The organism is Gordonia sp. 34D (assembly GCF_056682775.1).
In genome coordinates this window covers 1,737,501-1,763,803 of the sequence record NZ_CM155293.1, presented here as the reverse complement: position 1 = coordinate 1,763,803, position 26,303 = coordinate 1,737,501, and the positions used below count along the sequence as shown (strand labels likewise).

The window sequence follows — 26,303 nt, the reverse complement described above, 5'->3', positions numbered from 1 at the left end:
AACGCTTATGCCGTTGTTAGGGCCCAGTATGTGGGCTCGAACAACGGCATAAGCGTTTTCGAAGCGATTTAGCTAGTAGACGTCCCTGCGGTACTGGCCAGCCTCGCGCAGACGTTCGACCTCGGCGCGAGCGCCAGCTTCGTCAAAGTCGCCGTATTCGCGGATGATCGTCATCAGCGTCTGCTCGACGTCGTGCGCCATGCGATTGGCATCACCGCACACGTAGACGACGGCGCCGTCGCGGATCCAGCTGTAAAGTTCTTCGCCCTTGCCGTCCATGAGATGCGAGACGTACACCTTTTCTTCCTGCTCACGGGAGAAGGCGACGTCGAGGCGGAGATTGCCGTCGGCCTCCATCGCCCACATCTCATCGCGGTAGAGAAAATCCTGATCCTGCCGACGCGCACCGTGGAACAACCAATTGCGGCCGTTGCCTTCGTCATTGGACCGCTCGTACAAGAACGAGCGGAACGGTGCGATCCCGGTACCCGGACCCACCATGATGATGTCGGTGTCAGGTTCGGGGAGACGGAACGATTTGTTGGGCGTCACATAAATGCCAACCGTATCGCCGGGTTCGACGCGATCGGCGAGATACGTCGAAGCGGCACCGCCGCGGTCTCGGCCATTGCCCCACGCTTCGGTTGCCCGGTGACGGACAGTGGCGGGAGTGAGATGCAATGTGCCGCTATGCACCGACGGTGCCGACGAGATCGAATAGGTCCGAGCGGCCAGTGGCCGCAGTTCCGCGAGGAAAGCCTCGGGCGTCGGACTCCACGACGGATCCAGGTTGAGCAGGTCGAGGACATCACGTCCGCGCGACCACGCGTCCAATTCGGAACGGTCGGCGGCAAGGAGATCGGCGATTACGGTGACTCCGCGGGCCGTGGCCAGGTGCTCGAGCAAATAGGGCGACGTCGACGTGATCTCGAAACCATGGGTGAGAGCGTTAGTAAGCGTGCGCTCACCTTTGCGGTCTTCGATGATCGTTTCGCCGGGCACGCCGAGTCGCTCGATGATCGCGGCCACCAATGCGGGCTCGTTGGCGGGCGTCACGTTGACGGCGTCGCCCGGCTCGTACTCCAGGCCGGAACCGTCGATGTCGAGGACGAGGTGGCGAACTTCCTTCTCGCTTTCGACCGCGGTCAGGAGATTGTTCGCAACGACAGTGGCGGGGTAGGGGTTACGACGGGACCAGCGAGGCCGCTTGGCCGCACGAGTAGCAGTGCGTTCACGTGTCGGGTTCGCTGTCGTCATGTCGTCCTATCGCTCCCCAGTCGCTTGAGATCGGTCGGTGATTCCACAGGTCTGAGGAAACGCCGCATCCAGGGTAAGCCCTGAAAGTGCCAGTTCAGGAGTACCTAGGCACGAAAAGAGACCTGTTTCACTGTCTGCGCGGCGGGGTTCTGAGGCAGGGGATTGGTACGCCCAGCCGGATCTGTGGAATAATTCGTCGGTCAGTCCGGTTCCGGTTCACACCACTGCAAAAAGTTCAGCGGTGACCCGGCGACCCCCATGAAGGGACATCAAATGAAGCAGGGAATCCACCCCGACTACGAGTTGACCAACGTCACTTGTGGTTGCGGCAACGAGTTCGTCACCAAGAGCACCGCCAAGGGCGGCCAGATCACGGTGGAAGTTTGCTCGAACTGCCACCCGTTCTACACCGGCAAGCAGAAGATTCTGGATACCGGCGGCCGCGTCGCACGCTTCGAGAAGCGTTACGGCAAGCGCGAAAAGTAGCTCACATCAGGCGCCCGACTGGAGATCAGTACCTTCGATCTCAGGTCGGGCGCCTGTTTGTATTTTCCGGTGCTTCCAAAGTCCGAAGCGCTGGCCGTCACATATCGTTCATTGCAGTAACTTCATCGCGACTAAGGAGACCCCACAGTGAGTACGCAGGGACCGTCCGCCATCGACGACATCCTCGCCGAACACGCTGGGCTCCAGGATCAACTGTCCGACCCCGCCCTCCACAACGATCCCGCTAACGCCCGCCGCGTCGGCAAGCGGTTCGCCGAGTTGGCACCCATCATGACGACCTACACCAAGTTGACGTCCGCTCGGGACGACCTTGAGGCCGCCCGCGAACTCGCCGAGGTCGATTCCGCGTTCGCTGAGGAAGTACCGGGTTTGGAGGCGACGGTTGCCGAACTCGACGCCGCGCTGACCGACCTCCTGGCACCTCGCGATCCCCACGACGCCGACGATGTTGTCGTGGAAGTGAAGTCCGGTGCCGGTGGCGAAGAGTCGGCCTTGTTCGCCGCCGATCTGGTCCGCATGTACCTGAAGTACTGCGAGAAGCACGGATGGAAAGCGACGGTCCTCGGTGTCACCGAGTCTGACTTGGGCGGTTACAAGGACGCGACACTCTCGATTAAGGCGCGCGAGCCATCGCGCGACGGCGTGTGGTCGCGGCTGAAATTTGAGGGCGGCGTGCACCGAGTGCAGCGGGTCCCCGTCACCGAATCGCAGGGGCGCATCCACACGTCCGCCGCGGGTGTGCTGATTTACCCCGAGCCCGATGAGATCGAAGAAATTCACATTGACGAGTCAGACTTGCGGATTGATGTGTACCGCAGCTCGGGTAAGGGCGGCCAGGGAGTCAACACCACCGACTCCGCTGTCCGCATCACGCACTTGCCGACCAATATTGTGGTGACCTGCCAGAACGAACGCTCGCAAATTCAGAACAAGGCGCGAGCCATGCAGGTCCTGATGGCGCGTTTGAAAGCGGCAGCCGAAGAAGAAGCTGACGCCGAAGCCGCGGCCGGCCGTCAGGCGCAGATCCGCACCGTCGACCGCTCCGAGCGCATCCGCACTTACAACTTCCCGGAGAACCGTATTAGCGATCACCGGATCGGTTACAAGGCGAACAATTTGGACGCGGTGCTCAACGGCGAGATGGATGCGCTGCTCGATGCGCTCGTCGAGGCCGACAAGCAGGCGCGCCTTCAACAGTGATCGACGGCGAGCGCCTAAGCGCCGACGCCCTCCGTCGTGCCACTGCGGCTCGCCTGGCCGCCGCCGGTGTGGAGTCGGCTGGCGCAGATGCCGCCGAGCTCATCGCTCAGTTGCTTGAAGTTGAACCGGGCAGACTGTTGCTGATCGACGACGTGACTGCGGAGCAACGGGAGCGGATCGAAGCCGCCGTTCAGCGTCGACTGCAGCGAATTCCGTTGCAGCACATTACTACTCGGGCCTTTTTCGCGGGTTTGGCGTTGACCGTCGGTCCGGGTGTATTTGTGCCTCGACCGGAAACCGAACTCATCGTCGAATGGGCCGTGAAGCAACTCCAGCGGATACGACAGGGATCGGCCACACCTGGCCCGATCCGCGTAGTCGACCTGTGTGCCGGTAGCGGAGCACTCGGTCTGGCGATTGCCCGATTGGTCCCCGAGACCGAGGTGATCTCGGTGGAACTGTCTGATACCGCCGCAGACTACCTGCAACGCAATATCGACGAGCTGGGGTTGGCCGCTCGAGTCCGGCTCGTCCGGGCCGATGTCAGCGACGCCGCGACGATGGCCCCGCTGCTGGCCGACGCCGACCTCGTGGTCAGCAACCCGCCGTATGTCCCCGCGGCAGCGGAAGTCTCGCCCGAGGTGGCTCATGACCCGCCCGAGGCCGTGTTCTCCGGAGATACCGGCATGGACCTCATCCACGCGATGGCACCAATCCTGGCTGGCGCGCTGCGTCCAGGTACCCCCGTCGCGATCGAGCACGACGACACCACAGCGCAACAGGTTTGCGACACCCTTGTCGCCACCAGAAGATTTGCCGAGGTCGTCGCGCACGACGACCTCGCGGGACGACCCCGATTCGTCACTGCGGTCCACAGGGCAGAGGCCGACCCTGCGCACCGCGGGGCAGTCGGCGTGGGAAGATGGGACGCGTGAGCGCAGTGTTCGATTGCAGTGACCAGAATGAGCGAGAAGCCGGTATCCGCGCGGCCGAAGGTGCCGCGCGCGCAGGGCGGTTGGTCGTGATGCCTACAGACACGGTTTACGGCATCGGATGCGATGCGTTCGACAGCGAAGCAGTTTCGGCACTTCTGGCGGCCAAGGGTCGCGGTCGTGACATGCCGGTGCCGGTTCTCGTTGGCTCCTGGCATACGGTCGACGGCCTTGTCCGCTCGATGTCTCCGCAGGCGCGCGAACTCGTTCAGGCCTTTTGGCCGGGCGGTTTGAGCCTCGTCGTTGAACAGGCGCCGTCGTTGGCGTGGGACTTGGGGGACACCTCGGGCAGTGTCATGATTCGGATGCCGTTGCACCCGGTGGCGATCGAGTTGCTGCGCGAGGTGGGACCAATGGCGGTGTCGAGCGCCAATATTTCCGGGCAGCCGCCAGCCGCCAGCGCGCAGCAGGCGCGCGATCAACTCGGCGATCAAGTGGCCGTCTACCTGGACGGCGGACCATCCGGAGAAGCGGTCGCCTCGACGATCGTCGACCTGACGGGGCCCACGCCGAAGATCCTTCGCGAGGGTGCCATCACCGCTGAGGACCTGGCCGAAGTACTCGATATGGACCCAGCGGAGTTGCGAGGCACCGTCTCGTGAGCGACCTCAATCCCGCAGATGCACTCTTAGCGTCCGACCCGGTGATCGCCGGCCTGATCGAGGCCGAAGCTGATCGACGACGAGGCAGCCTGCAGATGCTCGCGGCCGAGTCGACCGCGTCGCCAGCGGTGCGGGCCACGGTCGGATCGATTCTCGCCGACAAGTACGCCGAGGGATACCCCGGACACCGCTATCACGGTGGTGCCGAAGTGGTTGACGAGATCGAGGAGCTCGCCATCGAGCGGGCCCGTCAACTCTTTGGTGCCGAGTACGTCAACGTGCAACCGCTGTCTTGGGCACTGGCCAATTTCTCCGTCTACGCCGCTTTTTCACAACCGGGCGATCAAGTCCTCTCGTTGAGTTTGAAGCACGGTGGCCATCAGTCGCATGGTTCGCGGGCTAACCTGTCGGGCCGGTGGTTCTCGGTTCTGAACTACGAGGTCCGCCCCGAAACCGAGCAGATCGACTATGACCAGATCCGTGAACTGGCGTTGCTGCACCGTCCCCGGGTGTTGGTTGCCGGTGGCACGTCGTACTCGCGGAGCTGGGACTTTGCGGCAATGCGCATGATTGCCGACGAGGCCGACTGCATTTTGTGGGTCGACGCAGCTCACCTGGCGGGGCTCGTCGCTGGTGGCGTCATGGCTTCGCCCGTGCCACACGCAGACGTGGTCACCGTGGCCACGAACAAGGTGATGCGCGGGCCGCGTGGCGGACTGCTGCTGTCTCGGGGGGAGCACGCCGAGGCGTTATCGCGAGCGGTTTACCCCTTCATGCAGGGTGCCCCTGCCATGCATTCGATCGCGGCCAAAGCTGTCGCGTTCGGTGAATGCCTTCGGCCGGAGTACGCCACCTACGCGCGGACCGTCGCCGATGATGCCTCCAGTCTGGCGACTGAACTCGCGAGCCGCGGGCTCCGAGTGGTTTCCGGTGGCACCGACACCCACATTGGAGTGGTCGATGTTTCGTCATTGGGGATCAGCGGCCGCGAGGCAGCCCGCCGCCTCGCGGCATGCCGAATCATCGTCGACAAAGCCGTTCTGCCCTTCGACGAAGCTCCGCTGACGGAAGGTTCCGCGATCCGGTTCGGGAGTGCGGTGATGGCCGACGACGGGCTGCTGCCGTCCGATATGGCGACGGTGGCCGAGCTGATGGTCGCCGCCATGCGCACAGATCCAGACGATGTGGCCACTCAGGCCCGCATTTCCGCCGCCGTCGCCTCTCTCGACCTGACCGGTGAAAAGCCGGTCGGGGAGCGGTAGCGGTGCTGCTTAACGTCGCACTGGAGTCATCCGGCGGGGGGACCGGTGTGCCGTTACGAGAGCTCACTCTTGTTGGGCTCACCGCTGCGGGCATCACCTTTTTCCTGACCTCCCTGGTGCGTGTCCAGGCGGTGCGCTTCGGCGCCGTCGCCGTGCCACGACAACGCGACGTTCACGTAATCCCGACGCCCCGTCTCGGTGGTGTCGGAATGTACATCGGCATCGTGTGCGCCATCGGCCTCGCCGCCCAGCTACCTGCCCTCAATAGGGGTTTCTCGTACACCAACGACATGTGGGCCGTCCTCGCGTCTGGCCTGGTGATCGTGCTGGTCGGCATCGTCGACGATCGGTGGGGACTTGATGCGCTGACCAAGTTCGTCGGCCAACTGACCGCTGCGGGCGTCCTGGTGATTATGGGCGTCAGTTGGTACTTGCTGTACGTTCCGTTCGCCGACATCGGCACGGTGGTCCTGGACCCCCTGCAAGCGGGGCTTCTGACCGTGGCCATCACCGTCACCACCATCAACGCCATCAATTTTGTCGACGGCCTCGACGGTCTCGCCGCCGGGCTGGGGTTAATTGCCTCACTAGCCATCTGCATGTTCTCGCTCGGTCTGCTGCACGATCAGGGCGGCGACGTCAGCTACTACCCACCGGCCTTGATCACCGTGGCTTTGGCCGGGGCGTGCTTGGGCTTTCTGCCGCACAACTTCTCGCCAGCGCGCATCTTCATGGGCGATTCAGGTGCCATGTTGATCGGTTTGATGCTTGCTGCGGCGGCAACGAGTGCATCGGGTCGCGTGGCACGCAGTGCCTACGGCCCCGCCGATATGTTTACGCTGCTGTCGCCATTGATCCTGGTCGCGGCGGTAATGTTCATCCCGATGCTCGACATGATTATGGCCGTCGTTCGCCGTACCCGTTCCGGCGTCGGTTTCTACACTCCGGACAAAATGCACCTGCACCACCGACTCCTCGAGTTGGGTCATTCGCAGCGTCGCGTGGCGCTGCTGATCTACCTGTGGGTGGGTGTCTTGGCGTTTTCGGTGGCCGCCGCGACGATCCTTCCGGCGAGCGTCGTGCTGCCGCTATTTGTCGGCGGCCTACTGGTTGCGCTGGCCGCGACTTTTGCTCCCCGTATTCGTCGCCGGTTCGCCCGATAGGCGCATCGCTAGCTAACGTTGTTCTCGTGTCGACCAATGACGAGAACGAACTCCCCGAATCGCCTGACCCTGCCGACAGCGGAGTCGATCAGGCCTCACTTGACGCTGCCGACGATCCGGCAGCACCGCTTCGTGCCGGCCTGGCATACGGCCTAAAAGGGCTCGGCATTCTGATCGTCGCGGGACTGCTGATTTGGTGGCCGTGGAAGGGCATACCGGGGCTGTGGGGAGTACTTGTCGGCGCTGGCATCGGTGGCGGATTCATCCTTGTCACGGTGATCACCATCCTGCTCACGTCGAAGGCCAGTCCGACGATCGTCATGGGCTCGCTGATGGGCGGATTCCTGGTGAAAGTGATCATTGTGATTGGTGTGACTGCCACGATCAAAGATATGGACTTCTACAACAAGGGTGCGCTGGTCAGCATGCTGCTTGGGGCGATCGTCCTGGTTCTCGGTGGCGAGCTGTACGGCGTGCTCAAGACCCAGCAGTCCTATGTGGTGCCCGAGTCTAGAGACGACAAGTAGTTGTGACTAGACTCACCAGGGGTCTCCTGACCTGCTACTACAAGTCATAGTAGAACCGATGGGGCCAAAAGATACTGAGCGAATCTCGCCCCGGATTGGTCGGCCACGCGTCTGACTTGCTAGTCTGCTCACCGCGGGATGATGCGCCGATGTGCAGTTCAATGCACCGGGCGTACCTCGCACACTGAACGATGGAACCCGCCGGCGGAAGTCAGCGCGGGCCCGAGAACGGGAGAGAACGCTGAGCGCCGTCACCCTCATTGCCGACGAGTTCCACAGCCCCACGTTGGACGACTTCTACCCACCGATGCTTTTCGGTGGCACGCAGGACGATCCGGCCTGGTGGGGCATGGATCGCCTGATGCTTATCCGGGTCGTGGTCGCCGTTCTCGTCGCAGCGTTCTTCGCGCTCGCTATGCGGAACCCGAAGATCATCCCCACCGGCATCCAGAATGTCGCCGAGAGCTTCCTCGACTGGGCGCGCATCAATATCGCCGAAGAAATTCTCGGCAAGGAAAATGGTCGGAAGTACTTCCCGATCATCGCTTCGATCTTCTTCGCGACGATCTTCCTGAACTTGACGTCAATTATTCCGTTCTTGAATATTTCGTCGAACGCCCGCATCGGTATGCCGATCGTGATGGCCGCCGTCGCCTACATCACCTACTGCTGGGTGGGTATCGCCAAGTTCGGCTTCTTCGGCTTCATCAAGTCGTCGATCGTGCTGCCCGGCGTGCCCCTTCCGGTGCACTTCCTGCTGATACCGATCGAGTTTGTCTCGACCTTCATCCTGCGTCCGTTCACGCTGACCGTCCGTCTTATGGCCAACATGCTTTCCGGCCACATCATGCTGGCGCTGTTCTTCGCCGCGACGCAGTACTTCATCATCGACCAGAGCGGCATCTGGACGCTCGCCGGAATCGGTGGCCTCCTCGCCGGTGTCGGCTTCACATTCTTCGAGTTGCTGGTCATTGCGCTGCAGGCCTACATCTTCGCGCTGCTGACCGCCGTGTACATCGACCAGTCGATCCACGCAGACTCGCACTAACCAAATTGAATACTTCGGTCGGCAAAGTGCCGCACCGTCACAAACTGACTCACTCGCCCGTCCGGGCGGGGAGCCACCAAGAAAGGGAATCGCAAAGATGAGCATCGCCCAGACTCTCGCTGCAGACTCAACCATCACGGGTGAGGGCTTCGGCGCCATCGGCTACGGCCTCGCAGCCATCGGCCCCGGCATCGGTGTTGGCATCGTGGCCGGCAAGGCCATCGAGGGCATCGCCCGCCAGCCCGAGCTCGCAGGCCAGATCCGTACCACCATGTTCCTTGGTATCGCACTCTCTGAGGCTCTGGCGCTGATCGGTATCGTCGCCGGCTTCATCTTCTGATAAGAGACAACATGACCAACACCAGTTTGATTCTCGCCGCTGGAGACAGCACCGAGAAAATCAATCCACTGATCCCGCCGGTGTACGACATCACGTGGTCTCTGGTGGCTTTCGCCGTGGTCCTGTTTGTCTTCTGGAAGTTTGTGCTTCCGATGTACAACAAGTCCCTCGAACAGCGTCACGACGCCATCGAAGGTGGCATTGCCCGCGCCGAGGCCGCACAGGCCGAAGCAGCACAGTCGTTGGCGGCTTACCGTGAACAGCTGGCAGGCGCTCGTGAAGAAGCCGCAGCCATCCGAGACGAAGCACGCACCCAGGGTGCTCAGATCGTCAAGGATATGAAGGCTCAGGCAACGGTCGAGAGCGATCGCATCATCGCCAACGGCAACACCCAGCTCGACGCTCAGCGTCAGCAGGTTGTTTCCGAGCTCCGCGGCGATCTCGGCAAACTGTCGGTCGACTTGGCCGAAAAGCTGGTCGGTGCCTCGCTGTCGGACGACGTCAAGAAGGCCGGAACCGTTGATCGGTTCCTCGCCGAGCTTGACGGCGTGTCGAGCGAGACCGCCAAGTAATCTCCGATGGACGCGAGGATGGTGCCGGTAGGCGAGCGGGCGGAAGATAATTCTGTCCCTCGCTCCGCCACATCTTCAGGCAAGCCGACACAGGCGATCGTGCCTAGACAAGGAATGTAGCTAGATGTACGCAGCGTCAAGCCGTGAAGCCCTCGAAGGGGCCCGCGTTGAGCTGGAAACCATCCTTCGTGGAGCCGCCGCATCGTCCGACGATGCGGTTACCGCTGGCACGGAGTTGCTCACGGTGTCCGACATCGTCAGCAACAACCGTTCGCTGCGCATCGCGCTCGCCGACTCAAGCACCGCAGCCGATGATCGTGCCGCGATTGCCAAAAAGGTCCTGACCGGCAAGGTCTCCGACACCACTGCAGCCGTCGTCGCCTCGACTGCGGCTCGGGCGTGGTCAAGCGATGCCGACCTGGTTGAAGGTCTCCAACAGCTGGGCCGCGAAGCCCTGCTGCAGGCGGCCAAGAACGAGGGCAAGGCGGATGCCGTCGAAGACGAGCTTTTCCGTCTCTCCCGCGTCATCAAGGGCGACAATGAACTGGAGCAGGCCCTCTCCGACCGAACCCGCACCGCCGACGATCGTCTCGCGCTTCTGCGCAAGCTGATCGCTGGCAAGGTGGAGCCGATCACCGAGCGTCTCGCCGCTAACGCGGTCGCGACGTCCGAGGAGCTTCCCGGAGACGCAATCGACGAGTTGTCGCAGTTGGCAGCAGCCAGCAACGGCCGCAAGGTCGCTTACGTCACCAGCGCAGGTGAGATGTCGAGCGAGCAGCGTAATGCTCTCGCCGCCAAGCTCACCGAGATCTACGCGTCACCCGTCACCTTGCACGTCGACATCGACCCCGAACTTCTGGGTGGCGTTGTGGTCCGTGTTGGAGACGAGCGCATCGACGGCAGCATCTCCGGCAAGCTCGCGACCATGCGTCGCGGCCTCCGGTAGCCACCATCGCTACCACCCCGATTCCCAAGACCGAAGAACAGAAAGCCAGGAAGAGCAGGAACATGGCGGAGTTGACCATCTCCTCCGATGAAATTCGGAGCGCGATCGCAAGTTACACCGAAGACGTGGGCAACCAGGCCTCGCGCGAAGAGATCGGAACCGTCTCGGACACCGGCGACGGTATCGCTCACGTCGCCGGCCTCCCGGGCGCAATGGCCAACGAGCTGCTGGAATTCCCCGGCGGCATCCGTGGCGTTGCTCTGAACCTCGACCTCGACGAGGTCGGCGCCGTCATCCTCGGTGACGCAGAGAACATCGCAGAGGGCCAGGAAGTCAAGCGCACCGGCAACGTGTTGTCAGTTCCGGTTGGCGACAAGTTCCTCGGCCGCGTCATCGATCCTCTCGGTGACCCGATCGACGGCCTCGGCGCCATCGAGTCCGAGGGCGACCGCGTCCTCGAACTGCAGGCAGCCTCGGTCCTCGAGCGTCAGCCCGTCGAGGAATCCCTCGCCACCGGCATCAAGGCCATCGACGCCATGACCGCCATCGGCCGCGGCCAGCGTCAGCTGATCATTGGCGACCGTAAGACCGGCAAGACCGCGGTCTGCATCGACGCCATCCTGAACCAGAAGGACAACTGGGCCACCGGCGACCCGGAGAAGCAGGTTCGCTGCATCTACGTCGCCGTCGGTCAGAAGGGTTCGACCATCGCGGGCGTCAAGACTGCCCTCGAAGAGGCTGGCGCGATGGAGTACACCACCATCGTCGCTGCCCCCGCATCGGACTCGGCCGGCTTCAAGTGGCTCGCACCGTACACCGGCTCGGCTCTCGGCCAGCACTGGATGTACCAGGGCAAGCACGTCCTCATCGTGTTTGATGACCTCTCCAAGCAGGCTGAGGCCTACCGCGCCATCTCGCTGCTGCTGCGTCGCCCGCCGGGCCGCGAAGCATACCCGGGTGACGTCTTCTACTTGCACTCGCGTCTGCTGGAGCGTTGCGCCAAGCTGTCCGACGAGCTCGGTGGCGGTTCGATGACCGGTCTCCCGATCATCGAGACCAAGGCCAACGACGTCTCGGCGTTCATCCCGACCAACGTCATCTCGATCACCGACGGCCAGGTCTTCCTGGAATCGGACCTCTTCAACAAGGGTGTTCGTCCCGCCATCAACGTCGGCATCTCGGTGTCGCGTGTCGGTGGTGCCGCACAGACCAAGGGCCTGAAGGACGTTTCGGGTTCGCTGCGTCTGGAACTGGCACAGTTCCGCGAGTTGGAAGCCTTCTCGGCTTTCGCTTCGGACCTGGACGCCGCTTCGAAGGCACAGCTCGAGCGCGGTGCGCGCTGGGTTGAGCTCCTCAAGCAGGACCAGTACAGCCCCGCATCGGTGGAAGACCAGATTGTTTCGCTGTACTTGTGTGGCGAAGGCTTCATGGACTCGGTTCCGGTTGCTGACATCCGTCGCTTCGAAGCTGAACTCCTGGGCGAACTGCACCACACCGCTTCGGGCGTCTACGGCAACATCGCCGGCGGCAAGAAGCTGTCCGCCGAGGACAAGGCTGCACTGGCCACCGCGACGAACAACTTCAAGGCTGGCTTCATCGCTGCCGACGGTTCGCGCGTCGTCGAGGTTGACGCTGACCCCTTGGCCGCCGAGGACGTTGAGCCCGAGACGATCCGAGTGACGAAGAAGCAGAAGTAACATGGCAACCATTCGGGAGCTGCGCTCGCGGATCAAGTCGATTGAATCGACTAAAAAGATCACGAAAGCGCAGGAGCTGATCGCGACTTCGCGGATCACCAAGGCACAGGCACGGGTGGCTGCCGCCCGTCCCTACGCCCAGGAGATCACGCGAGTCGTGACCACGCTCGCAAACGCATCGAGTTCGCTCGACAGTCCGTTGCTGACCGAGCGGGAGAATCCGCGCCGCGCCGCCATTCTGGTTGTTACCAGTGACAGCGGACAGTGTGGTGGCTACAACTCCAACGTGCTCAAGGAGACCGAGGAACTGCTCTCGCTCCTGCGCAGCGAAGGTAAAGAGCCGGTTGTGTACGTGATGGGCCGCAAGGGCATCGGGTACTACACCTTCCGTGACCGTCCGATCGCGTCCAGCTGGTCGGGCTTCTCACAGCAGCCGAAGTTCTCCGACAGTGCCGAGGCAGTCCGCCACCTGGTGGATTCGTTCCTCGCTGGTTCCGGTGCCAACGTCGACCTACCTAACGGTGGAGCAGTGGAAGGCGTGGACGAACTCCACGTCGTGTACACCCGCTTCGTGTCGATGCTGACCCAGAAGCCTGCCGTTCGCCGCATGGCACCTATCGACATCGAGTTCGAGGTCGAGCAGTTGGTCATGGGCGACGACATCCTGCAGGATCCGGCCAACGCCACGGTTTCGGCCGAGGTTGAGTTTGAGCCGGAAGCCAAGGAACTGCTCGACGCACTGCTGCCGAAGTACGTGGCATCGCGAATCTTCGCGGCGCTGCTCGAATCGGCCGCATCGGAGAACGCCGCACGTCGTACCGCCATGAAGGCGGCCACCGACAACGCGACGGAGCTCGAAAAGACCCTGTCCCGTCAGGCCAATGCGGCCCGTCAGGCGCAGATCACCCAGGAAATCAGCGAGATCGTTGGCGGCGTCGAAGCGCTGTCGAACTGATCGCTAACAGACACACCTGAAGGAAAGTGAAGTAACCAATGACTGCAGCAGTCACTGATACGAACGCGGGTGCCGCCACGGCGACCGCCGGTCGTGTCGCCCGGGTGATCGGCCCCGTCGTCGACGTCGAGTTCCCCCGCGGCGCCGTGCCCACCCTGTTCAACGCCCTGCACGCGGAGATCACTCTCCCGGCCGTCGCGAAGACCCTGACGCTTGAGGTTGCACAGCACCTCGGCGACAACGTCGTCCGCACGGTTTCGATGCAGCCCACCGACGGCCTTGTCCGCGGTGCCGCCGTCGTCGACACCGGCAAGCCGATTTCGGTTCCCGTCGGCGACGTCGTCAAGGGCCACGTCTTCAACGCGCTGGGCGACTGCCTGGATGCACCGGGCACCGGTCGCGATGGCGAGCAGTGGGGTATCCACCGCAAGCCTCCGGCCTTCGACCAGCTCGAAGGTAAGACCGAGATCCTCGAGACCGGTATTAAGGTCATCGACCTGCTGACCCCGTACGTCAAGGGCGGCAAGATTGGTCTGTTCGGTGGTGCCGGTGTCGGCAAGACCGTTCTGATCCAGGAAATGATCACCCGTATCGCTCGCGAGTTCTCGGGCACCTCGGTGTTCGCAGGCGTCGGTGAGCGTACCCGTGAGGGCACCGACCTCCACCTGGAAATGGAAGAGATGGGCGTCCTTCAGGACACCGCCCTGGTCTTCGGCCAGATGGATGAGCCCCCAGGCACGCGTATGCGCGTCGCTCTCTCGGCCCTCACCATGGCCGAGTACTTCCGCGACGTTCAGCACCAGGACGTGTTGCTCTTCATCGACAACATCTTCCGCTTCACGCAGGCCGGCTCCGAGGTCTCGACCCTTCTGGGTCGTATGCCTTCGGCCGTGGGTTACCAGCCGACGCTGGCCGACGAGATGGGTGAGCTCCAGGAGCGCATCACGTCGACCAAGGGCCGGTCGATCACCTCACTGCAGGCGATCTACGTCCCCGCCGACGACTACACCGACCCGGCACCGGCGACCACCTTCGCCCACTTGGATGCGACCACCGAGCTTTCGCGCCCGATCTCGCAGCTGGGTATCTACCCGGCCGTGGATCCGCTGACCTCGACCTCGCGCATCCTGGAAGCATCGATTGTCGGCGAGGAGCACTTCCGCGTCGCCAACGAGGTGAAGCGCATCCTGCAGAAGTACAAGGAACTGCAGGACATCATCGCCATCCTCGGTATGGACGAGCTCTCGGAAGAGGACAAGGTTACCGTCGGCCGCGCCCGTCGTATCCAGAAGTTCCTCGGCCAGAACTTCCTCGTTGCCGAGAAGTTCACCGGCCAGGTTGGTTCGGTTGTGCCCCTCGCGGACACCATCGACGCCTTCGACCGCGTCTGCAAGGGCGAGTTCGATCACTACCCGGAGCAGGCCTTCAACAGCTGCGGTGGACTCGACGACGTCGAGGCCGCAGCCAAGAAGATCCTCGGAAAGTAGTCGCTACTCATGGCTGACAAAACTTTCCGCCTCGAGGTGGTCTCGCCTGACTCGGAGTTGTACTCCGGCGAAGCGACCTTCCTCGTGGCTCAGACAACGGTTGGTGAGCTGGGTATCCTGGCAAGCCACGCACCGATGCTGGCAGAACTCGCGCCCGGCGGTGCCGTCGTGGTGACCGAAGCCGGCGGTGAGCGCACCGCATTCGCAGTGCAAGGTGGCTTTCTCTCGGTGACCGGTGAGTCGATCACCGTGCTTGCCGAGGCCGCCCAGTTCGTTTCTGAGATTGACGTCGCCGCTGAGCGCGCCATCCTGGAATCGGCCGAACCGGGCAGCCACAAGTACCTGGACGCTAAGTCTCGGGTACGCGCCGTGGAAGCGTTGAGCTAACACCAGCAAAGTAAGTTTGTGAGATTGACGACGACAGCCGTCCTGCAATGCAGGGCGGCTGTCGTCGTCCGCGAGGTCTCACAGCATCGGGCCAGCTAACCTGGTGTATACCTGCATGAGAGGAGGTTTCGGTTTGCCATTCTGGATTTGGATCGTCGTCATCGTCGTGATTGGCGCGCTGCTCATTGCTGCGGGCGTCGTCTATCGCGTCTTAGAAGTGCGGAGCGCCGGAACTCCAGTGCTGATGCGTACGATTCCGGCCGACGCCGAACACGGTTGGCGTCACGGATCAGTGCACTACGGGGAAGACTCGCTGGCCTACTATCGCCTGCGGTCCTCGCGCCCAGGTCCCACCATCAAGATCTCTCGTCGACGCATTGAGGTGTTAGGCCGTCGAAGCCCGGTCGGTACCGAACTGGAGATCATGGATCCGGACTTCCGGATCGTGGAGATCGCTGTTGGCCGCACGAGCACCAGCGACCGATACGAATTAGCGATGGGTCTCGAAGTGTCCACGGCGTTCCAGTCGTGGATCGAGGCCCGCCAGCCGCGTCGTGCACGACGTCGGCCGGCGGCCTAAATCAATCTCTGACGGACAATGGCTATTCGGGGCGGGTGCGGTTGGCACCCGGAACCCACTTCACATCCTCGACGCCTGCGCGGACATTGACGACGCGGCCGAGGATGAAGAGCAGATCCGACAGGCGGTTCAGGTACTTGGCTGGTGCAATCTCGGTGTCGTCGGGGTTGGCTTCAATGGCTGCCCACGCCGCGCGCTCGGCACGACGGGTCACCGTCCGCGCCTGATGAAGCAAGATCGCCAGGGGAGTGCCGCCGGGGAGGATAAACGAGTCGAGCGGAGTGAGCTCCTCGCCGAACCGATCGCACCACGCTTCCAAGTTGTCGATGTAGCTGGTCTGAATACGCAGTGGCGGGTACTTCGGGTTCTCGGTGATCGGGGTGGCAAGGTCGGCACCGGCGTCAAAGAGGTCGTTCTGAACGATCTTCAATACTTCAGCAATGTCGGCTGGCACGTCGCCGCCAAGCACCAGGGCGGCGCCGATGGCTGCATTCGCCTCATCACAGTCGGCGTAGGCGCCGACCCTTGTGTCGGTCTTGGGAACGCGCGAAAAATCGGAAAGACCTGTGGTCCCGTCATCGCCGGTTCGGGTGTAAATACGAGTGAGATGGACTGCCATGTCAGTCAACCTACGCGACTGGCGGCTAGGCTGTGTCCGTGAGTGATCGGTATTTGGTTACTGGTGGGGCTCGTCTGCAAGGCGAGGTGACCGTCGGTGGGGCCAAGAACAGTGTGTTGAAGCTGATGGCGGCCGCGCTATTGGCGGAAGGTCGTACCGTTTTAACGAATGCGCCCGAGATTGCGGACGTCCCCCTAATGGGCGACGTCTTGCGTGGCCTCGGGGCGAAGGTCGCGATCGAAGGCGACGTGGTGACGATCGACGTGCCAGCCGAACCGGAGTACCACGCAGACTTTGATGCAGTGAAGCAATTCCGTGCCTCCGTGTGCGTTCTGGGCCCATTGATGGCCCGCCGGCTGCGCGCGGTGGTCGCGCTGCCGGGCGGCGACGCCATCGGTTCGCGTCCCCTCGATATGCACCAGGCCGGGCTCCGCGCACTCGGTGCCCGCAGCACCATTGAGCACGGGTGTGTCGTCGCCGAGGCAGAAAAGCTGACCGGGGCGGCAATCAGCCTGGAATTCCCGTCTGTCGGCGCGACGGAAAACATTCTGATGGCTGCGGTCTTGGCCGACGGTGTCACCACGATCGACAACGCGGCCCGCGAACCGGAAATTGTCGATCTGTGCGAGATGCTCATCCAGATGGGTGCATTGATCGACGGCGCAGGTTCGCCGACGTTGACTGTTACCGGTGTCGACAAGTTGACGCCGACACGACATCACGTCGTCGGTGATCGCATTGTGGCGGGGACGTGGGGAGTTGCCGCAGCCATGACCCGAGGCGACATCCGCGTCCGTGGCGTCGACCCGGATCACTTGCGCCTGGTGTTGAAGAAGCTCGAAGACGCCGGTGCGCAGGTGGAGCGGTTCGATGACGGTTTCCGGGTGGTGCAAGAGGGACAGCCGATCGCGGTGAACACGGCGACCCTGCCGTATCCGGGATACCCCACTGACCTGCAGCCGATGGCGATTGGTTTAGCGACGGTGTCCGAGGGCATGTCGATGATTACCGAGAACGTTTTCGAGGCGCGGTTTCGCTTCGTCGAAGAAATGGTGCGGCTGGGCGCCGATGCGCGCACCGATGGCCACCACGCGGTGATCCGCGGCGTGACTCGCCTATCGAGCGCACCGGTGTGGTCGTCGGACATCCGCGCTGGCGTGGGTTTGGTCCTGGCCGGACTGGTCGCCGACGGTGTCACCGAGGTCCACGACGTCGAGCACATCGACCGCGGCTACCCGAACTTCGAAGAGCAGCTGACCGCACTCGGCGGCAAAATCGAACGGGCCTCCGCCCCGGCCTAGCCCGCCCCTCCTAGCGTTCTCGCATGATGCGTCGATTCCCGCACTATGTCAGACATAGTGCGGGAATCGACGCATCATGCGAGAACGCAAACGGGGATGCGGGAAGACGCTCGCGCGGCGAACCTATCCTTTCGGACAGGTGGGGTCACTCACCCCTCGGTCCTATCCAACTCGCGCAGGGTCAGGAGGCCTTGTCGGCAGCATGTGACGGGCGACACGCTGGTGAGGACAGTTCGGTGCGAGGTGCGCCGGACACCACCCTCACCGAAGGAGCCGGCTCATGGCCATCGAGATGAATCAGATTTGGGACTTCCCGATCAAGGAGTTTCACCCGTTCCCGAAGGCCAAGCTGGGCGTCGGAGCGCACGACATGCTTGGCGTTGAAGCAAAAGAACTCGGCATGACCCGAGTCCTGCTGATGACCACCGGCCTTCGCGGCTCGGGGATCATCGAGGAACTGACCGGCAAGATCGAATACCAGGGCGTCGACGTCGTCCTGTTCGACGACGTGGAGTCGAACCCGAAGGACTACAACGTCATGGATGCCGCAGCTCGGTATCAGTCCGAAAAGTGCGACGGCATCATCTCCGTCGGCGGTGGCTCTAGCCACGACGCCGCCAAGGGCGCCCGCATGGTGATCGCGCACGACGGCCGCAACATCAACGAGTTCGAAGGCTTCTCCAAAGCGACCAACAAAGAGAACCCGAAGCACATCGCGGTCTCGACCACCGCGGGCACCGGCTCGGAAACGTCATGGGCGTACGTCGTCACGGACACCTCCGACATGAGCGACCCACACAAGTGGGTGGCGTTCGACGACACCTGCTTGGTCGACCTCGCGATGGACGACCCGTTGCTGTACTACTCGTGCCCCGAGCACTTCACCGCCTACTGCGGTTTTGACGTGCTGGCACACGCCAGTGAGCCGTACGTCTCGCGACTGGACTTTGCGCCGTCCCTCGGCAATGCGAAGTACTCGATCGAGTTGACCGCGCAGCACCTGCGGACCGCCGTCTACGAACCCCACAACCTGGAAGCCCGCACCGGCATGATGCACGCGCAGTACATCGCGGCGCAGGCCTTCAACTCCGGTGGGCTGGGCTTGATTCACTCGTTCTCGCATGCTTTCAGCGCCTTCTACGACAGCCATCACGGACTCAACAACGCGATCGCTCTGCCGCGCGTGTGGGAGTACAACCTGCCGGCTCGCTACGAGCGGTTCGCCGAGATCGCACGCCTGATGGGTGTCGACACGAGCCGCATGACGACGGTGCAGGCTGCCGACGCCGCCGTCGAAGAGGCCATCCGACTGTCGAAGGATCTCGGTATCCCCGAAAACTTCGGTTCGCTGACCACCACGAGCTACGAAAAGAACCGCATGGGCACCGGCAAGTACGCCGACCGCGGCAACGGCGTCGACACGTCGGAGGAGACGGCTGTCGCGATCGCCGAGCACATGATGGGCGACTGGTGCACCCCGGGCAACCCGCGCGAATGCACCGTCCAATCGATGCTCCCGATGGTCCGCCACGCCCTCACGGGTTCGTACTAGCCGGCCGGCCCTTTCCACGACCCGCAGCCCCCGACCCCTCCGGAATGTCAGGTAAGAACATGAGTGACGCAGATACCATCCAGCACAGCCCCGAGACACTTAGTTTCGAGACCGCAAGCGATCTCGCCGATGCCCTCTCCGGGCAGGACTATCTGATCGATCCGGATCTGGCAGTGGTGGTCCATCTGGCCACCCTGCTCGACCGGCCACTACTTCTGGAGGGGCCGGCGGGTGTCGGCAAAACCGAACTGGCCAAGGCGCTCGCCGCCGCATCTGGGCGGGAATTGATTCGACTCCAGTGCTACGAAGGGCTCGACGACGCCCGGTCCCTGTACGAATGGGACTACGCCCGACAGCTCCTTCACGTGCAAATGCTGCGGGACCGGATCAGTGAGGAACTGGCCACGCACGACAGTCTGTCGGCGGCGTCGGCGGCACTGGCCCGCACCGATGTGGGCGTCTACACCGAAGATTTTCTCGTGGCACGACCGCTCCTCGCTGCCATCCTGTCGCCAACGCCGACCGTTTTGCTTGTCGACGAGATCGACCGGACCGATGAGTCGATGGAGGCGGTGATGTTGGAAGTCCTCGCCGAACGACAGGTGACAGTGCCTGAACTCGGGACCTTCACCGCGCGATCGGCGCCGTGGGTCATCTTGACCTCCAACGACACTCGTGAACTGTCGCCAGCGTTGAAACGACGCTGCCTGCACTTCCAAGTTTCCTATCCGACCGCGCAGCGTGAGCAGCAGATCGTCGCCGTACGAGCCCCGGGCGTCGAGGAGTCGGTCGTGGAGGAGGTTGTTGGGCTGGCACGACGACTTCGTGATCTGCCCCTGCGGAAGAGTCCGTCGATCGCTGAAGTCATCGATGCGGCCCGCGCCGCGTCGATCCTTACCGAGTCGGGCATCGACATTGACGGTCCAGACTCCCCGCTGTTGTCGATGCTGGTGAAGTTCGGAACCGACCTCGATCACGTACGACGGGTGCTCGCGGCCCCCGTTGAACCCGCCGAACGCGTCTCGATTGACGGGACCCTGCCGACGGGTTCGCCCACCGCCAGCTCCTTCGGTGCCGGTCGTGCCCGGAGCGCGGCCCAGCATGCGGCGCAGCGGAACTGATCGACCATGATGAGCGCAGCCGCGTTCACCCGACGCGACGTCTTGGACGGTTTAGCTGTCCAATTCGGGCGGGCGCTGCGGGCCTTCGGGCTCGCAGTGTCGCCCGCCGAGGTGATCGAGATTCGACGCACCTTGGCGCTCGTCGGTGGCGGCAACCCCAGAACCCTCAAGACCGCGCTGCGGTCGGTCAGCGTGAAGTACACCTACGAACAACAGGCCTTCGACGCCGCGTACGCGATCTTTTTCGAAGGTGCCGACCCGGACGAGGCATCGTCCGGGGGGCCATTGACGCGCGGCTTATATGGCGAACTGCCACTCGACGTCGAATGGGATGACGAGTTCAGCGGAGTTGGCCGAATGATCGGTGCGGATGAGCATTCGTTCGAGATCGGCGAGCTCATGGTCGACGACCCTGATGCGCGTGAACGACATGCGGAAAGTGCACACCGAGAGAACGACGACTTCTCTGTCTCGTCTGGTTCGGAACAACTCGAAGTCGGCACCGACGAGTCGGTCGTCTCCGGCGGAGTCACCTATACCGTCGAAGTCGACCATGCTGATACCGCGCAGGTCGGTGAACTCGTTGGCGCCACTGCCCGCGTGGAGGGAACGGCCCTGCGATTGGCGGACGCCGCAGCCCTCCTCGCAGCTCTGGACTCAACGGATGCACGCGCTGCGTACGGTGCCGATGGCGCCGAAGGGCTCGACGAACATCAGATGCGCGAGTTGGAACAGGCGCTGGCTCGTTTCGTCGACGCGCTGTCGGAGCGGTTAGCTGCCGCGGAGATCATCGAACAGCATGTCGTTGGTGCACACGACGGTCGGGCTCCGACGCACCGCGATCAGGCCGACATCGACCGCGCTTGTCATCGCCTGGTGCAGCGGATGCGTGGGGCCCCGCGCCGAGTTCCGAGGGAGACAGACAAGGGCCGCTTGGATATTCGACAAACGATGCGGGCGGCGGTAGCCACCGACGGCGTGCCCGTCGCGCTGTGGCGCCGACGGGCGGTCCCCGGGCCGGTGCGCACTCTCGTTATGGTCGATGTTTCGATCTCGGTCCGACCGGTGGCCGGCTTCATTCTCAGATTGGCGCAAACGCTCCATCGGTTCGGTGATCGTTGCGAAGTGGTCGCGTTCGTCGACCAGCCGGTGTTGGTGACCTCGGCGCTCCGCACCTCCAACGCCGAAGGTGCCCTCGCGGCCGTTCTGGCGACCGAGGGCCTCGACCTGGCGGCGACCAGTGACTATGGACGAATGTGGACAGCCATGCTCGAGCGTTACGGCGATCTGGTGACCAAGAAGACCAATGTGCTGATTGTCGGAGACGCCCGGAGCAACGCATTCGATCCGCTCGTCGAGAAGTTCGCAGAACTGGCCCGACGGTCGAATCGGGTGGCTTGGCTTACTCCTGAACCCAGCCGTTACTGGAGCCAAACCGGTTGTGCCCTCGCCGATTACGCCGAGTACTGCGACGGTGTGGTGAGTGCGCGAGACGGTGCGGAGATCTTGGCTCGCTGCGACGAACTGGGCGCAGCGCTGCGTTGATCGCGGTAGCGTCGCTAGACGTACAGGAGGTGGTCGTCCGGTGAATGAAAACCGAAACGCTTCCCGGATCGCCAAGTTCCACACACCGGAAATTGTCGTCGGACCGGGTTCGCTTCCCGAAGCGGCAATCGCGGTGACGGGCCTCGGTGTCGAACGGCCACTGGTCGTCTCCGACCGCCATGTCGAGGCCACACCTTGGTTCTCCATGTTGCTCGCCGACCTTCGAAAACAGGGGTTGGCGGCAGCGTCGTACCTAGATGTATCGCCCAACCCTCGAGCGGGGGAAGTCACCGACGGGTTTACCGCCTACCGGGCGCACGGAGCCGATGGGTTGATCGCGTTGGGTGGCGGGTCAGTGATCGACGCCGCGAAAGGCATCGCGGTGCTGGCATCCAATGGGGGCCTGATTGTGGAGTACGAGGGCATCGATCGTGCGACCCGACCGTTGCCGCCTCTGGTAGCGATTCCGACGACGGCGGGCAGCGGTGCCGACGTCTCGCAGTTCTGCATCATTAACGATCCGGAACGGCGCACCAAGATCACGATCATCGGCCGCACGTTGGTCCCCAATGTCACCGTCATTGATCCGACGCTGCTGACCACCGCGCCCTCGGAGGTTACGGCGCAAGCGGGGATGGACACGCTGACGCATTGTGTCGAGGCGTACGTGTCACTCGCGCATGGGAGCCTCACCGATTCTCTCGCGCTGGAATCACTGATCGGTGTCTGGACCAATCTTGAGCGGCTTGTGAATGATCCGCACGACCGTGCTGCGGGCGAAGCGATGGCTTTGGCATCGTTGCGTGCTGGCATGGCGTTCACCAACGCCATCCTGGGGGCGGCACATGCCATGAGCCATCCGGTCGGCGGCTACTGCGATGCACCCCACGGCACTATCAATTCAGTCCTGTTACCCCACGTCATCCGCTATAACGCGGTCGTTGCCGGCGGTGACTTTGTCCGCCTAGCCGAGGCAGTCGGCATCGACACGTCGGGCAGCCCGCAGCTGGTGGCCGACCGCTTGGCCGATCGGGTCACACGCCTCGGGCGACGTGTCGGTATGCCCGAAACGCTGTCCCCGCTCGGGGTACGCGACTCCCACCTCGACCTGTTAACCACCTACGCTCTCGCGGACTCGTGCATGATTACCAACCCCCGTCGACCGGAAGAATCAGCGATTCACGGCCTCTACCGGGAGGCCCTGTAGCCATGACCGGGCAGACGCCGGACCTGGCCAGCCTCGTCGGTCTGCGTACCGTCAAAGGCAGTCATTACGCGGAGTTCCGGGGTACTGCCGTCCGTCTGGGCCGGGTGATGACCGCATTGGAAGGAATCTCAAAGGCGCTGGTCCAGACTGTTGAAGGACCGGAGGCGTTGGTCGTGGCTGTGGTCGAAACGGTGCGAGATCACCTCGATGCGGAGTGGGTGCTGTTCGCTCTCGCCGACGGCCAACTCGGTGACACCAGTCCGCGGCACCTCATCGCCAGCGGTGACGGTCGGATCATGGCGTTCGAGGGGGTCAGTGTCGCGACGCCTCCCGTCGATCTGCCAGATCCGGTGCTGAATCGGCTGAACGACATTCTTCGCGGCGAAGAAGACGTCTTGCATGGTCCGATCGTGGCCGACCATCATCTGCATGTGCCGGTGGAGTTGGACGGTCGCGTGGTTGGTGGACTCTCGGCGTGGACGGCACCCGGTCGGGATGTGGATCCGGCAGATCTGATGGTGCTGCGAATCCTCGCGGGCCAGGCCACCGTCGCTCTGGTGAACTCCGCGTTGTTCTCGGAGGCAAACCACCGTGCGGAGGAGCTTGCAGAACGAAACGAAGAGTTGCTCGCGATGCAGCGTGAACTGTCGGCCGCGCAGCGCACCGCTCTGCTCGGTGGTGAGCGCGCGCGGATCGCTCGTGAATTGCACGACTCGGTGGGACAGTCGGTACTTTCCGCTGGACTGCAGATGGAACTGTGTCGTGCTGATGTCGCCGAGGGTGGGCTCGAACACCTCGATAAAGCAGTCCGGCTTACCCGAGATGCCATGGGGCAGTTGCGATCTGCCATCTTCGCACTCTCAGATACCCGGACCCGCGCCGACGCTCCGACCCCGGCGCCGAGTATCACCGAGACGCTTGACGAGTTGTGTGCGTTGCACCTTCCCGCAACTGCGGTAAGTGTCGTGACGGTCCGCGGGCGGCCCCGGGAACTCCCCGGCGATATTGAACATGCGGTCCTGCGTATTGCGGGCGAGTCGCTCTTTAACGCCGCAGTCCACGCTCAGGCCACCAAGGTGATCGTCACCGTCGCGTATGCCGACGACCAAGTGAGGTTGTGGGTCGATGACGACGGGGTTGGTGACCCCGAACTCCTTCGTGTCACGTTGCGCGCCGCCGCTGAAGGTGACTCCGTTGCCGCCCGCCACCGCGGTCTCATGAACATGCGCTCGCGTGCCGAAGAGCTGGGTGGAAGTTTCCGAATCCGCCGGTCACGGCTTGGGGGAGTGCGCATCGCGGCGTCGTTGCCGCTATCCGTCGGGGAAAGAGGGATCTCATGACTCAACGACCGATACGCATGGTACTGGTTGACGACCACGCCCTGCTCCGTGAAGGACTCCGCTCGCTTCTGGATAGGGACGAGGAAGTCGTCGTCGTGGGGGAGGCGGGGACTTTCGAGGCTGCGCTCGCCGAGGTGGCCCTCGTCGGCCCCGATGTTGTGGTTGTCGATCTGAAGTTGACGGCTGGCACCGAGTACGAAGGCCTCCGGTTGATTCGGGAGATGACGCGCCAGCATCCGAAGGTGGCCGCGCTGGTTCTTACGACCTTCCTCGACGACGACTTGGTGGTGCGTGCGGTTCGTGCCGGCGCCAAGGGCTACGTGGTCAAGGACGTTGACACAACCGAGCTCATCCGCGCGATCCGGACAGTCTCCACCGGAGGAAGTGCCTTCGATCCGCGGAGTGCGGCCATCGTGTTGCGCGCGGTTTCAGGCGAGCATGACGGCACCGCCGAACTCACCGACCGCGAGCGCCAAGTCCTAAAGCTCCTGGCAGACGGCAAATCCAATGCCGAAATTGGCCGTGGATTGTTCATCTCCGAGTCCACTGTCAAGTTCCACATCCGCAACGTGATCCGCAAGCTTGGCGTCACCAAACGAACCGATGCCGTCTATGTAGCAAGTAAACGCGGCCTCATCTGACGGCGTCGAATCTCCCTTTTCTGTCACGATTCGACCAGACCATCACCGATCGAACCGATCGGTGATGGTCTGGCGAATAGTTGGGCGTCGAATGTGACAGAAAAGGGGGAATCAGGCGACGTCGATGACGAGCCAGCCGCCGTGATCAGCGAAAACCCGGCTGCAGTGGTCGCCCGCGAACGCTGACCAGCGGTGAAGGTCCGATTCGCGAAGCAGTTCGAGGTGCCCGAAGTGGGGGCTGATCTGGTCCTCGAAGGGAACCGCGATGATCACCCGCTTCGACGCGACCCGGCAAGATTCGACGATTGCCGCTTCGACGTCTGCGTTATCGAGGTGTTCCAGAAGGTGGAGAAGCGTCACAGTGTCGAAACTATTGGTGGCAAACGGAAGCTGTCGGACGTCGCCGAGGGCCGTCTCTACTGGCAATCCCAGGTACGACGATGCGTCATCGAGGTGATCGAGCGCTCCGGGGCAGATATCTGAGGCGGTCACCTGGTAGCCATCCTGTGCACATTGCAGGGCAAAAAGTCCGAAACAACACCCAACTTCCAGCACACTGGTTCCGGTGAGAAGGCTCCGTGCCCGGTGATGAATGGGACTGAACGCGGAGGTGCCGGCTCGTAGTTCACGAATCGAGTTCGCATAGAAGTGCCGCCACGACTGCATTCGGTCGGGGCCGGCAGCCGTCACGATGTCCACGAACGCGGACTCGAACTCCTCTTGGCCGACGATGATTCCTTGTTCGACCATCGAAGTCAGTTCGGAAACCACCCGGGAATCGCTCAGTTCAGCGGTAGAGAGGGGGCGTGTCAGCGTCGATGCGGTGCTCATAGTTAGACGTTATGGGCGACCGGAGCCATCGGTAACTGACCTAACGGCTGGCCGGCCTGACCAAAAGGACAGGTCAGTGGGGGTGAGGGGACCTCGATTTGACCTTCTGTTCCGGCGTGCGTAACTTATTCCAGGTCGGAGCGAGTCGTTCCGGCCAGCGAAATTCCTTCGAGGCTAGCGGGTTTGCACCGGCTGGTGGGTGTCGGATAGAGTAGCAATCCTGCGCTTGAGCGCGTTCTTGTTTCTTCTTCGGAGGTTCGGAACGGTGCGAGTTGCGGAGGGTAATCCGGTCTGGTAGGCTGGAAAGGTCGCCTCGGAGACGGGGTGGTCAACAAATAATTTCAGATGCTTGCTGGAGTTCGGCCTGGTTTTGTTGCTGGGTTGGTGCTGGTGGGTGTGTGTTCTTTGAGAACTCGATAGTGTGTTTTGGATTTTCTTATGCCACATAAGATGTATTTTTTGTGGCGTGGGGATTTCTTTTGGACAAATTGTGACTGGCTACCTTTTGTGGGTGGTTGGTTGTTGATGAGTTTTTAGATTTTTACCATGTCAGTTTTTTGGATTTGGTCAGGTTCTATTTTTCTGGCTTTTGTGTTGAAACTTTTGTTTCTGCATTTTTTGTTG

26 protein-coding genes and 1 rRNA gene (1 of these 27 only partly in view) are annotated in these 26,303 nt (G+C 62.6%); 24 read left to right on the top strand and 3 right to left on the bottom strand.

What is annotated here, in order from left to right:
* Positions 1-72 precede the first annotated feature (72 nt).
* Entirely contained in the window at positions 73-1,257 is a 1,185-nt protein-coding gene (locus tag AC1L34_RS08170; RefSeq protein ID WP_424294609.1) for a diflavin oxidoreductase, read from the bottom strand.
* Between the two features lie 273 nt (positions 1,258-1,530).
* Between AC1L34_RS08170 and rpmE the strand changes: the two genes are divergently transcribed.
* From rpmE to AC1L34_RS08090, 16 genes are all read left to right on the top strand, one after another.
* A complete protein-coding gene (rpmE, locus tag AC1L34_RS08165) occupies positions 1,531-1,743 on the top strand; it encodes a 50S ribosomal protein L31 (RefSeq protein WP_424294608.1) in 213 nt (70 codons plus the stop codon).
* A gap of 147 nt (positions 1,744-1,890) precedes the next feature.
* Positions 1,891-2,964 (top strand): peptide chain release factor 1, encoded by a 1,074-nt coding sequence (prfA, locus tag AC1L34_RS08160; RefSeq protein ID WP_480035264.1) that lies wholly within the window; start codon positions 1,891-1,893, stop codon positions 2,962-2,964.
* The gene (gene prmC, locus AC1L34_RS08155) at positions 2,961-3,899 is read left to right on the top strand and encodes a peptide chain release factor N(5)-glutamine methyltransferase (protein WP_480035263.1); all 939 of its coding nucleotides are present in this window, start codon (positions 2,961-2,963) and stop codon (positions 3,897-3,899) included. Before prfA ends, prmC begins: the two co-directional genes overlap by 4 nt.
* The gene (locus AC1L34_RS08150; RefSeq protein WP_424294605.1) at positions 3,896-4,558 is read left to right on the top strand and encodes an L-threonylcarbamoyladenylate synthase; all 663 of its coding nucleotides are present in this window, start codon (positions 3,896-3,898) and stop codon (positions 4,556-4,558) included. The genes prmC and AC1L34_RS08150 overlap by 4 nt, the downstream gene beginning before the upstream one ends.
* Positions 4,555-5,820 carry a serine hydroxymethyltransferase gene (locus AC1L34_RS08145; protein WP_424294604.1) on the top strand — a complete coding sequence of 422 codons (1,266 nt, stop codon included), beginning with the start codon at positions 4,555-4,557 and terminating at the stop codon, positions 5,818-5,820. Before AC1L34_RS08150 ends, AC1L34_RS08145 begins: the two co-directional genes overlap by 4 nt.
* A 5-nt stretch (positions 5,821-5,825) precedes the next feature.
* Positions 5,826-6,983, top strand: coding sequence for a glycosyltransferase family 4 protein (locus tag AC1L34_RS08140; protein ID WP_424294623.1), 1,158 nt, complete (start codon positions 5,826-5,828; stop codon positions 6,981-6,983).
* Between the two features lie 26 nt (positions 6,984-7,009).
* Positions 7,010-7,510 carry a Cg1360 family ATP-synthase-associated protein gene (locus tag AC1L34_RS08135; RefSeq protein ID WP_424294603.1) on the top strand — a complete coding sequence of 167 codons (501 nt, stop codon included), beginning with the start codon at positions 7,010-7,012 and terminating at the stop codon, positions 7,508-7,510.
* A gap of 307 nt (positions 7,511-7,817) precedes the next feature.
* The gene (gene atpB, locus AC1L34_RS08130) at positions 7,818-8,558 is read left to right on the top strand and encodes a F0F1 ATP synthase subunit A (RefSeq protein ID WP_424322726.1); all 741 of its coding nucleotides are present in this window, start codon (positions 7,818-7,820) and stop codon (positions 8,556-8,558) included.
* 97 nt (positions 8,559-8,655) lie between these two features.
* The gene (locus AC1L34_RS08125; protein WP_424294602.1) at positions 8,656-8,898 is read left to right on the top strand and encodes an ATP synthase F0 subunit C; all 243 of its coding nucleotides are present in this window, start codon (positions 8,656-8,658) and stop codon (positions 8,896-8,898) included.
* An 11-nt stretch (positions 8,899-8,909) separates the two neighbouring features.
* Complete coding sequence (locus AC1L34_RS08120; protein ID WP_424294601.1) at positions 8,910-9,470, top strand: F0F1 ATP synthase subunit B; 561 nt, start codon at positions 8,910-8,912, stop codon at positions 9,468-9,470.
* Between the two features lie 124 nt (positions 9,471-9,594).
* Entirely contained in the window at positions 9,595-10,416 is an 822-nt protein-coding gene (locus AC1L34_RS08115) for a F0F1 ATP synthase subunit delta (RefSeq protein WP_424294600.1), read from the top strand.
* A 62-nt stretch (positions 10,417-10,478) separates the two neighbouring features.
* Entirely contained in the window at positions 10,479-12,113 is a 1,635-nt protein-coding gene (gene atpA, locus AC1L34_RS08110; protein WP_424294599.1) for a F0F1 ATP synthase subunit alpha, read from the top strand.
* A gap of 1 nt (position 12,114) precedes the next feature.
* On the top strand, positions 12,115-13,068 hold the full coding sequence (locus AC1L34_RS08105) for a F0F1 ATP synthase subunit gamma (RefSeq protein ID WP_424294598.1): 954 nt from the start codon (positions 12,115-12,117) through the stop codon (positions 13,066-13,068).
* 38 nt (positions 13,069-13,106) lie between these two features.
* Positions 13,107-14,555 carry a F0F1 ATP synthase subunit beta gene (atpD, locus tag AC1L34_RS08100; RefSeq protein ID WP_424322721.1) on the top strand — a complete coding sequence of 483 codons (1,449 nt, stop codon included), beginning with the start codon at positions 13,107-13,109 and terminating at the stop codon, positions 14,553-14,555.
* A 9-nt stretch (positions 14,556-14,564) separates the two neighbouring features.
* Positions 14,565-14,942: a F0F1 ATP synthase subunit epsilon gene (locus tag AC1L34_RS08095; RefSeq protein ID WP_424323360.1), complete on the top strand. Its 378-nt coding sequence runs from the start codon at positions 14,565-14,567 to the stop codon at positions 14,940-14,942.
* Between the two features lie 133 nt (positions 14,943-15,075).
* A complete protein-coding gene (locus tag AC1L34_RS08090; RefSeq protein WP_480035262.1) occupies positions 15,076-15,522 on the top strand; it encodes a DUF2550 domain-containing protein in 447 nt (148 codons plus the stop codon).
* A 22-nt stretch (positions 15,523-15,544) separates the two neighbouring features.
* Here AC1L34_RS08090 and AC1L34_RS08085 read toward each other — a convergent pair whose 3' ends face one another.
* Positions 15,545-16,141: a cob(I)yrinic acid a,c-diamide adenosyltransferase gene (locus tag AC1L34_RS08085; protein WP_424296259.1), complete on the bottom strand. Its 597-nt coding sequence runs from the start codon at positions 16,139-16,141 to the stop codon at positions 15,545-15,547.
* Positions 16,142-16,179: 38 nt separating this feature from the next.
* Here AC1L34_RS08085 and murA point away from each other — a divergent pair, with 38 nt between their 5' ends.
* From murA to AC1L34_RS08050, 7 genes are all read left to right on the top strand, one after another.
* Positions 16,180-17,442: a UDP-N-acetylglucosamine 1-carboxyvinyltransferase gene (murA, locus tag AC1L34_RS08080; protein WP_424296257.1), complete on the top strand. Its 1,263-nt coding sequence runs from the start codon at positions 16,180-16,182 to the stop codon at positions 17,440-17,442.
* Between the two features lie 280 nt (positions 17,443-17,722).
* Entirely contained in the window at positions 17,723-18,994 is a 1,272-nt protein-coding gene (mdo, locus tag AC1L34_RS08075; protein WP_424322053.1) for an NDMA-dependent methanol dehydrogenase, read from the top strand.
* Positions 18,995-19,053: 59 nt separating this feature from the next.
* Positions 19,054-20,115, top strand: a complete 1,062-nt coding sequence (locus AC1L34_RS08070) for a MadB family AAA-type ATPase (RefSeq protein ID WP_424323333.1) — start codon at positions 19,054-19,056, stop codon at positions 20,113-20,115.
* 6 nt (positions 20,116-20,121) lie between these two features.
* Positions 20,122-21,660 carry a MadC family VWA domain-containing protein gene (madC, locus tag AC1L34_RS08065; RefSeq protein WP_480035261.1) on the top strand — a complete coding sequence of 513 codons (1,539 nt, stop codon included), beginning with the start codon at positions 20,122-20,124 and terminating at the stop codon, positions 21,658-21,660.
* Positions 21,661-21,700: 40 nt separating this feature from the next.
* A complete protein-coding gene (locus tag AC1L34_RS08060; protein ID WP_424296273.1) occupies positions 21,701-22,867 on the top strand; it encodes an iron-containing alcohol dehydrogenase in 1,167 nt (388 codons plus the stop codon).
* A gap of 2 nt (positions 22,868-22,869) precedes the next feature.
* Positions 22,870-24,207 carry a MadS family sensor histidine kinase gene (locus AC1L34_RS08055; protein WP_424296271.1) on the top strand — a complete coding sequence of 446 codons (1,338 nt, stop codon included), beginning with the start codon at positions 22,870-22,872 and terminating at the stop codon, positions 24,205-24,207.
* Positions 24,204-24,848 (top strand): MadR family response regulator transcription factor, encoded by a 645-nt coding sequence (locus tag AC1L34_RS08050; RefSeq protein WP_480035260.1) that lies wholly within the window; start codon positions 24,204-24,206, stop codon positions 24,846-24,848. Before AC1L34_RS08055 ends, AC1L34_RS08050 begins: the two co-directional genes overlap by 4 nt.
* 111 nt (positions 24,849-24,959) lie before the next feature.
* On the opposite strand, the gene mftM is transcribed toward AC1L34_RS08050, so the two are convergent.
* Entirely contained in the window at positions 24,960-25,679 is a 720-nt protein-coding gene (mftM, locus tag AC1L34_RS08045; protein ID WP_424322050.1) for a mycofactocin oligosaccharide methyltransferase MftM, read from the bottom strand.
* Between the two features lie 618 nt (positions 25,680-26,297).
* On the opposite strand from mftM, the gene AC1L34_RS08040 reads away from it, so the two are divergent.
* Positions 26,298-26,303 (top strand): 16S ribosomal RNA (locus AC1L34_RS08040); it runs 1,515 nt beyond the window's last position.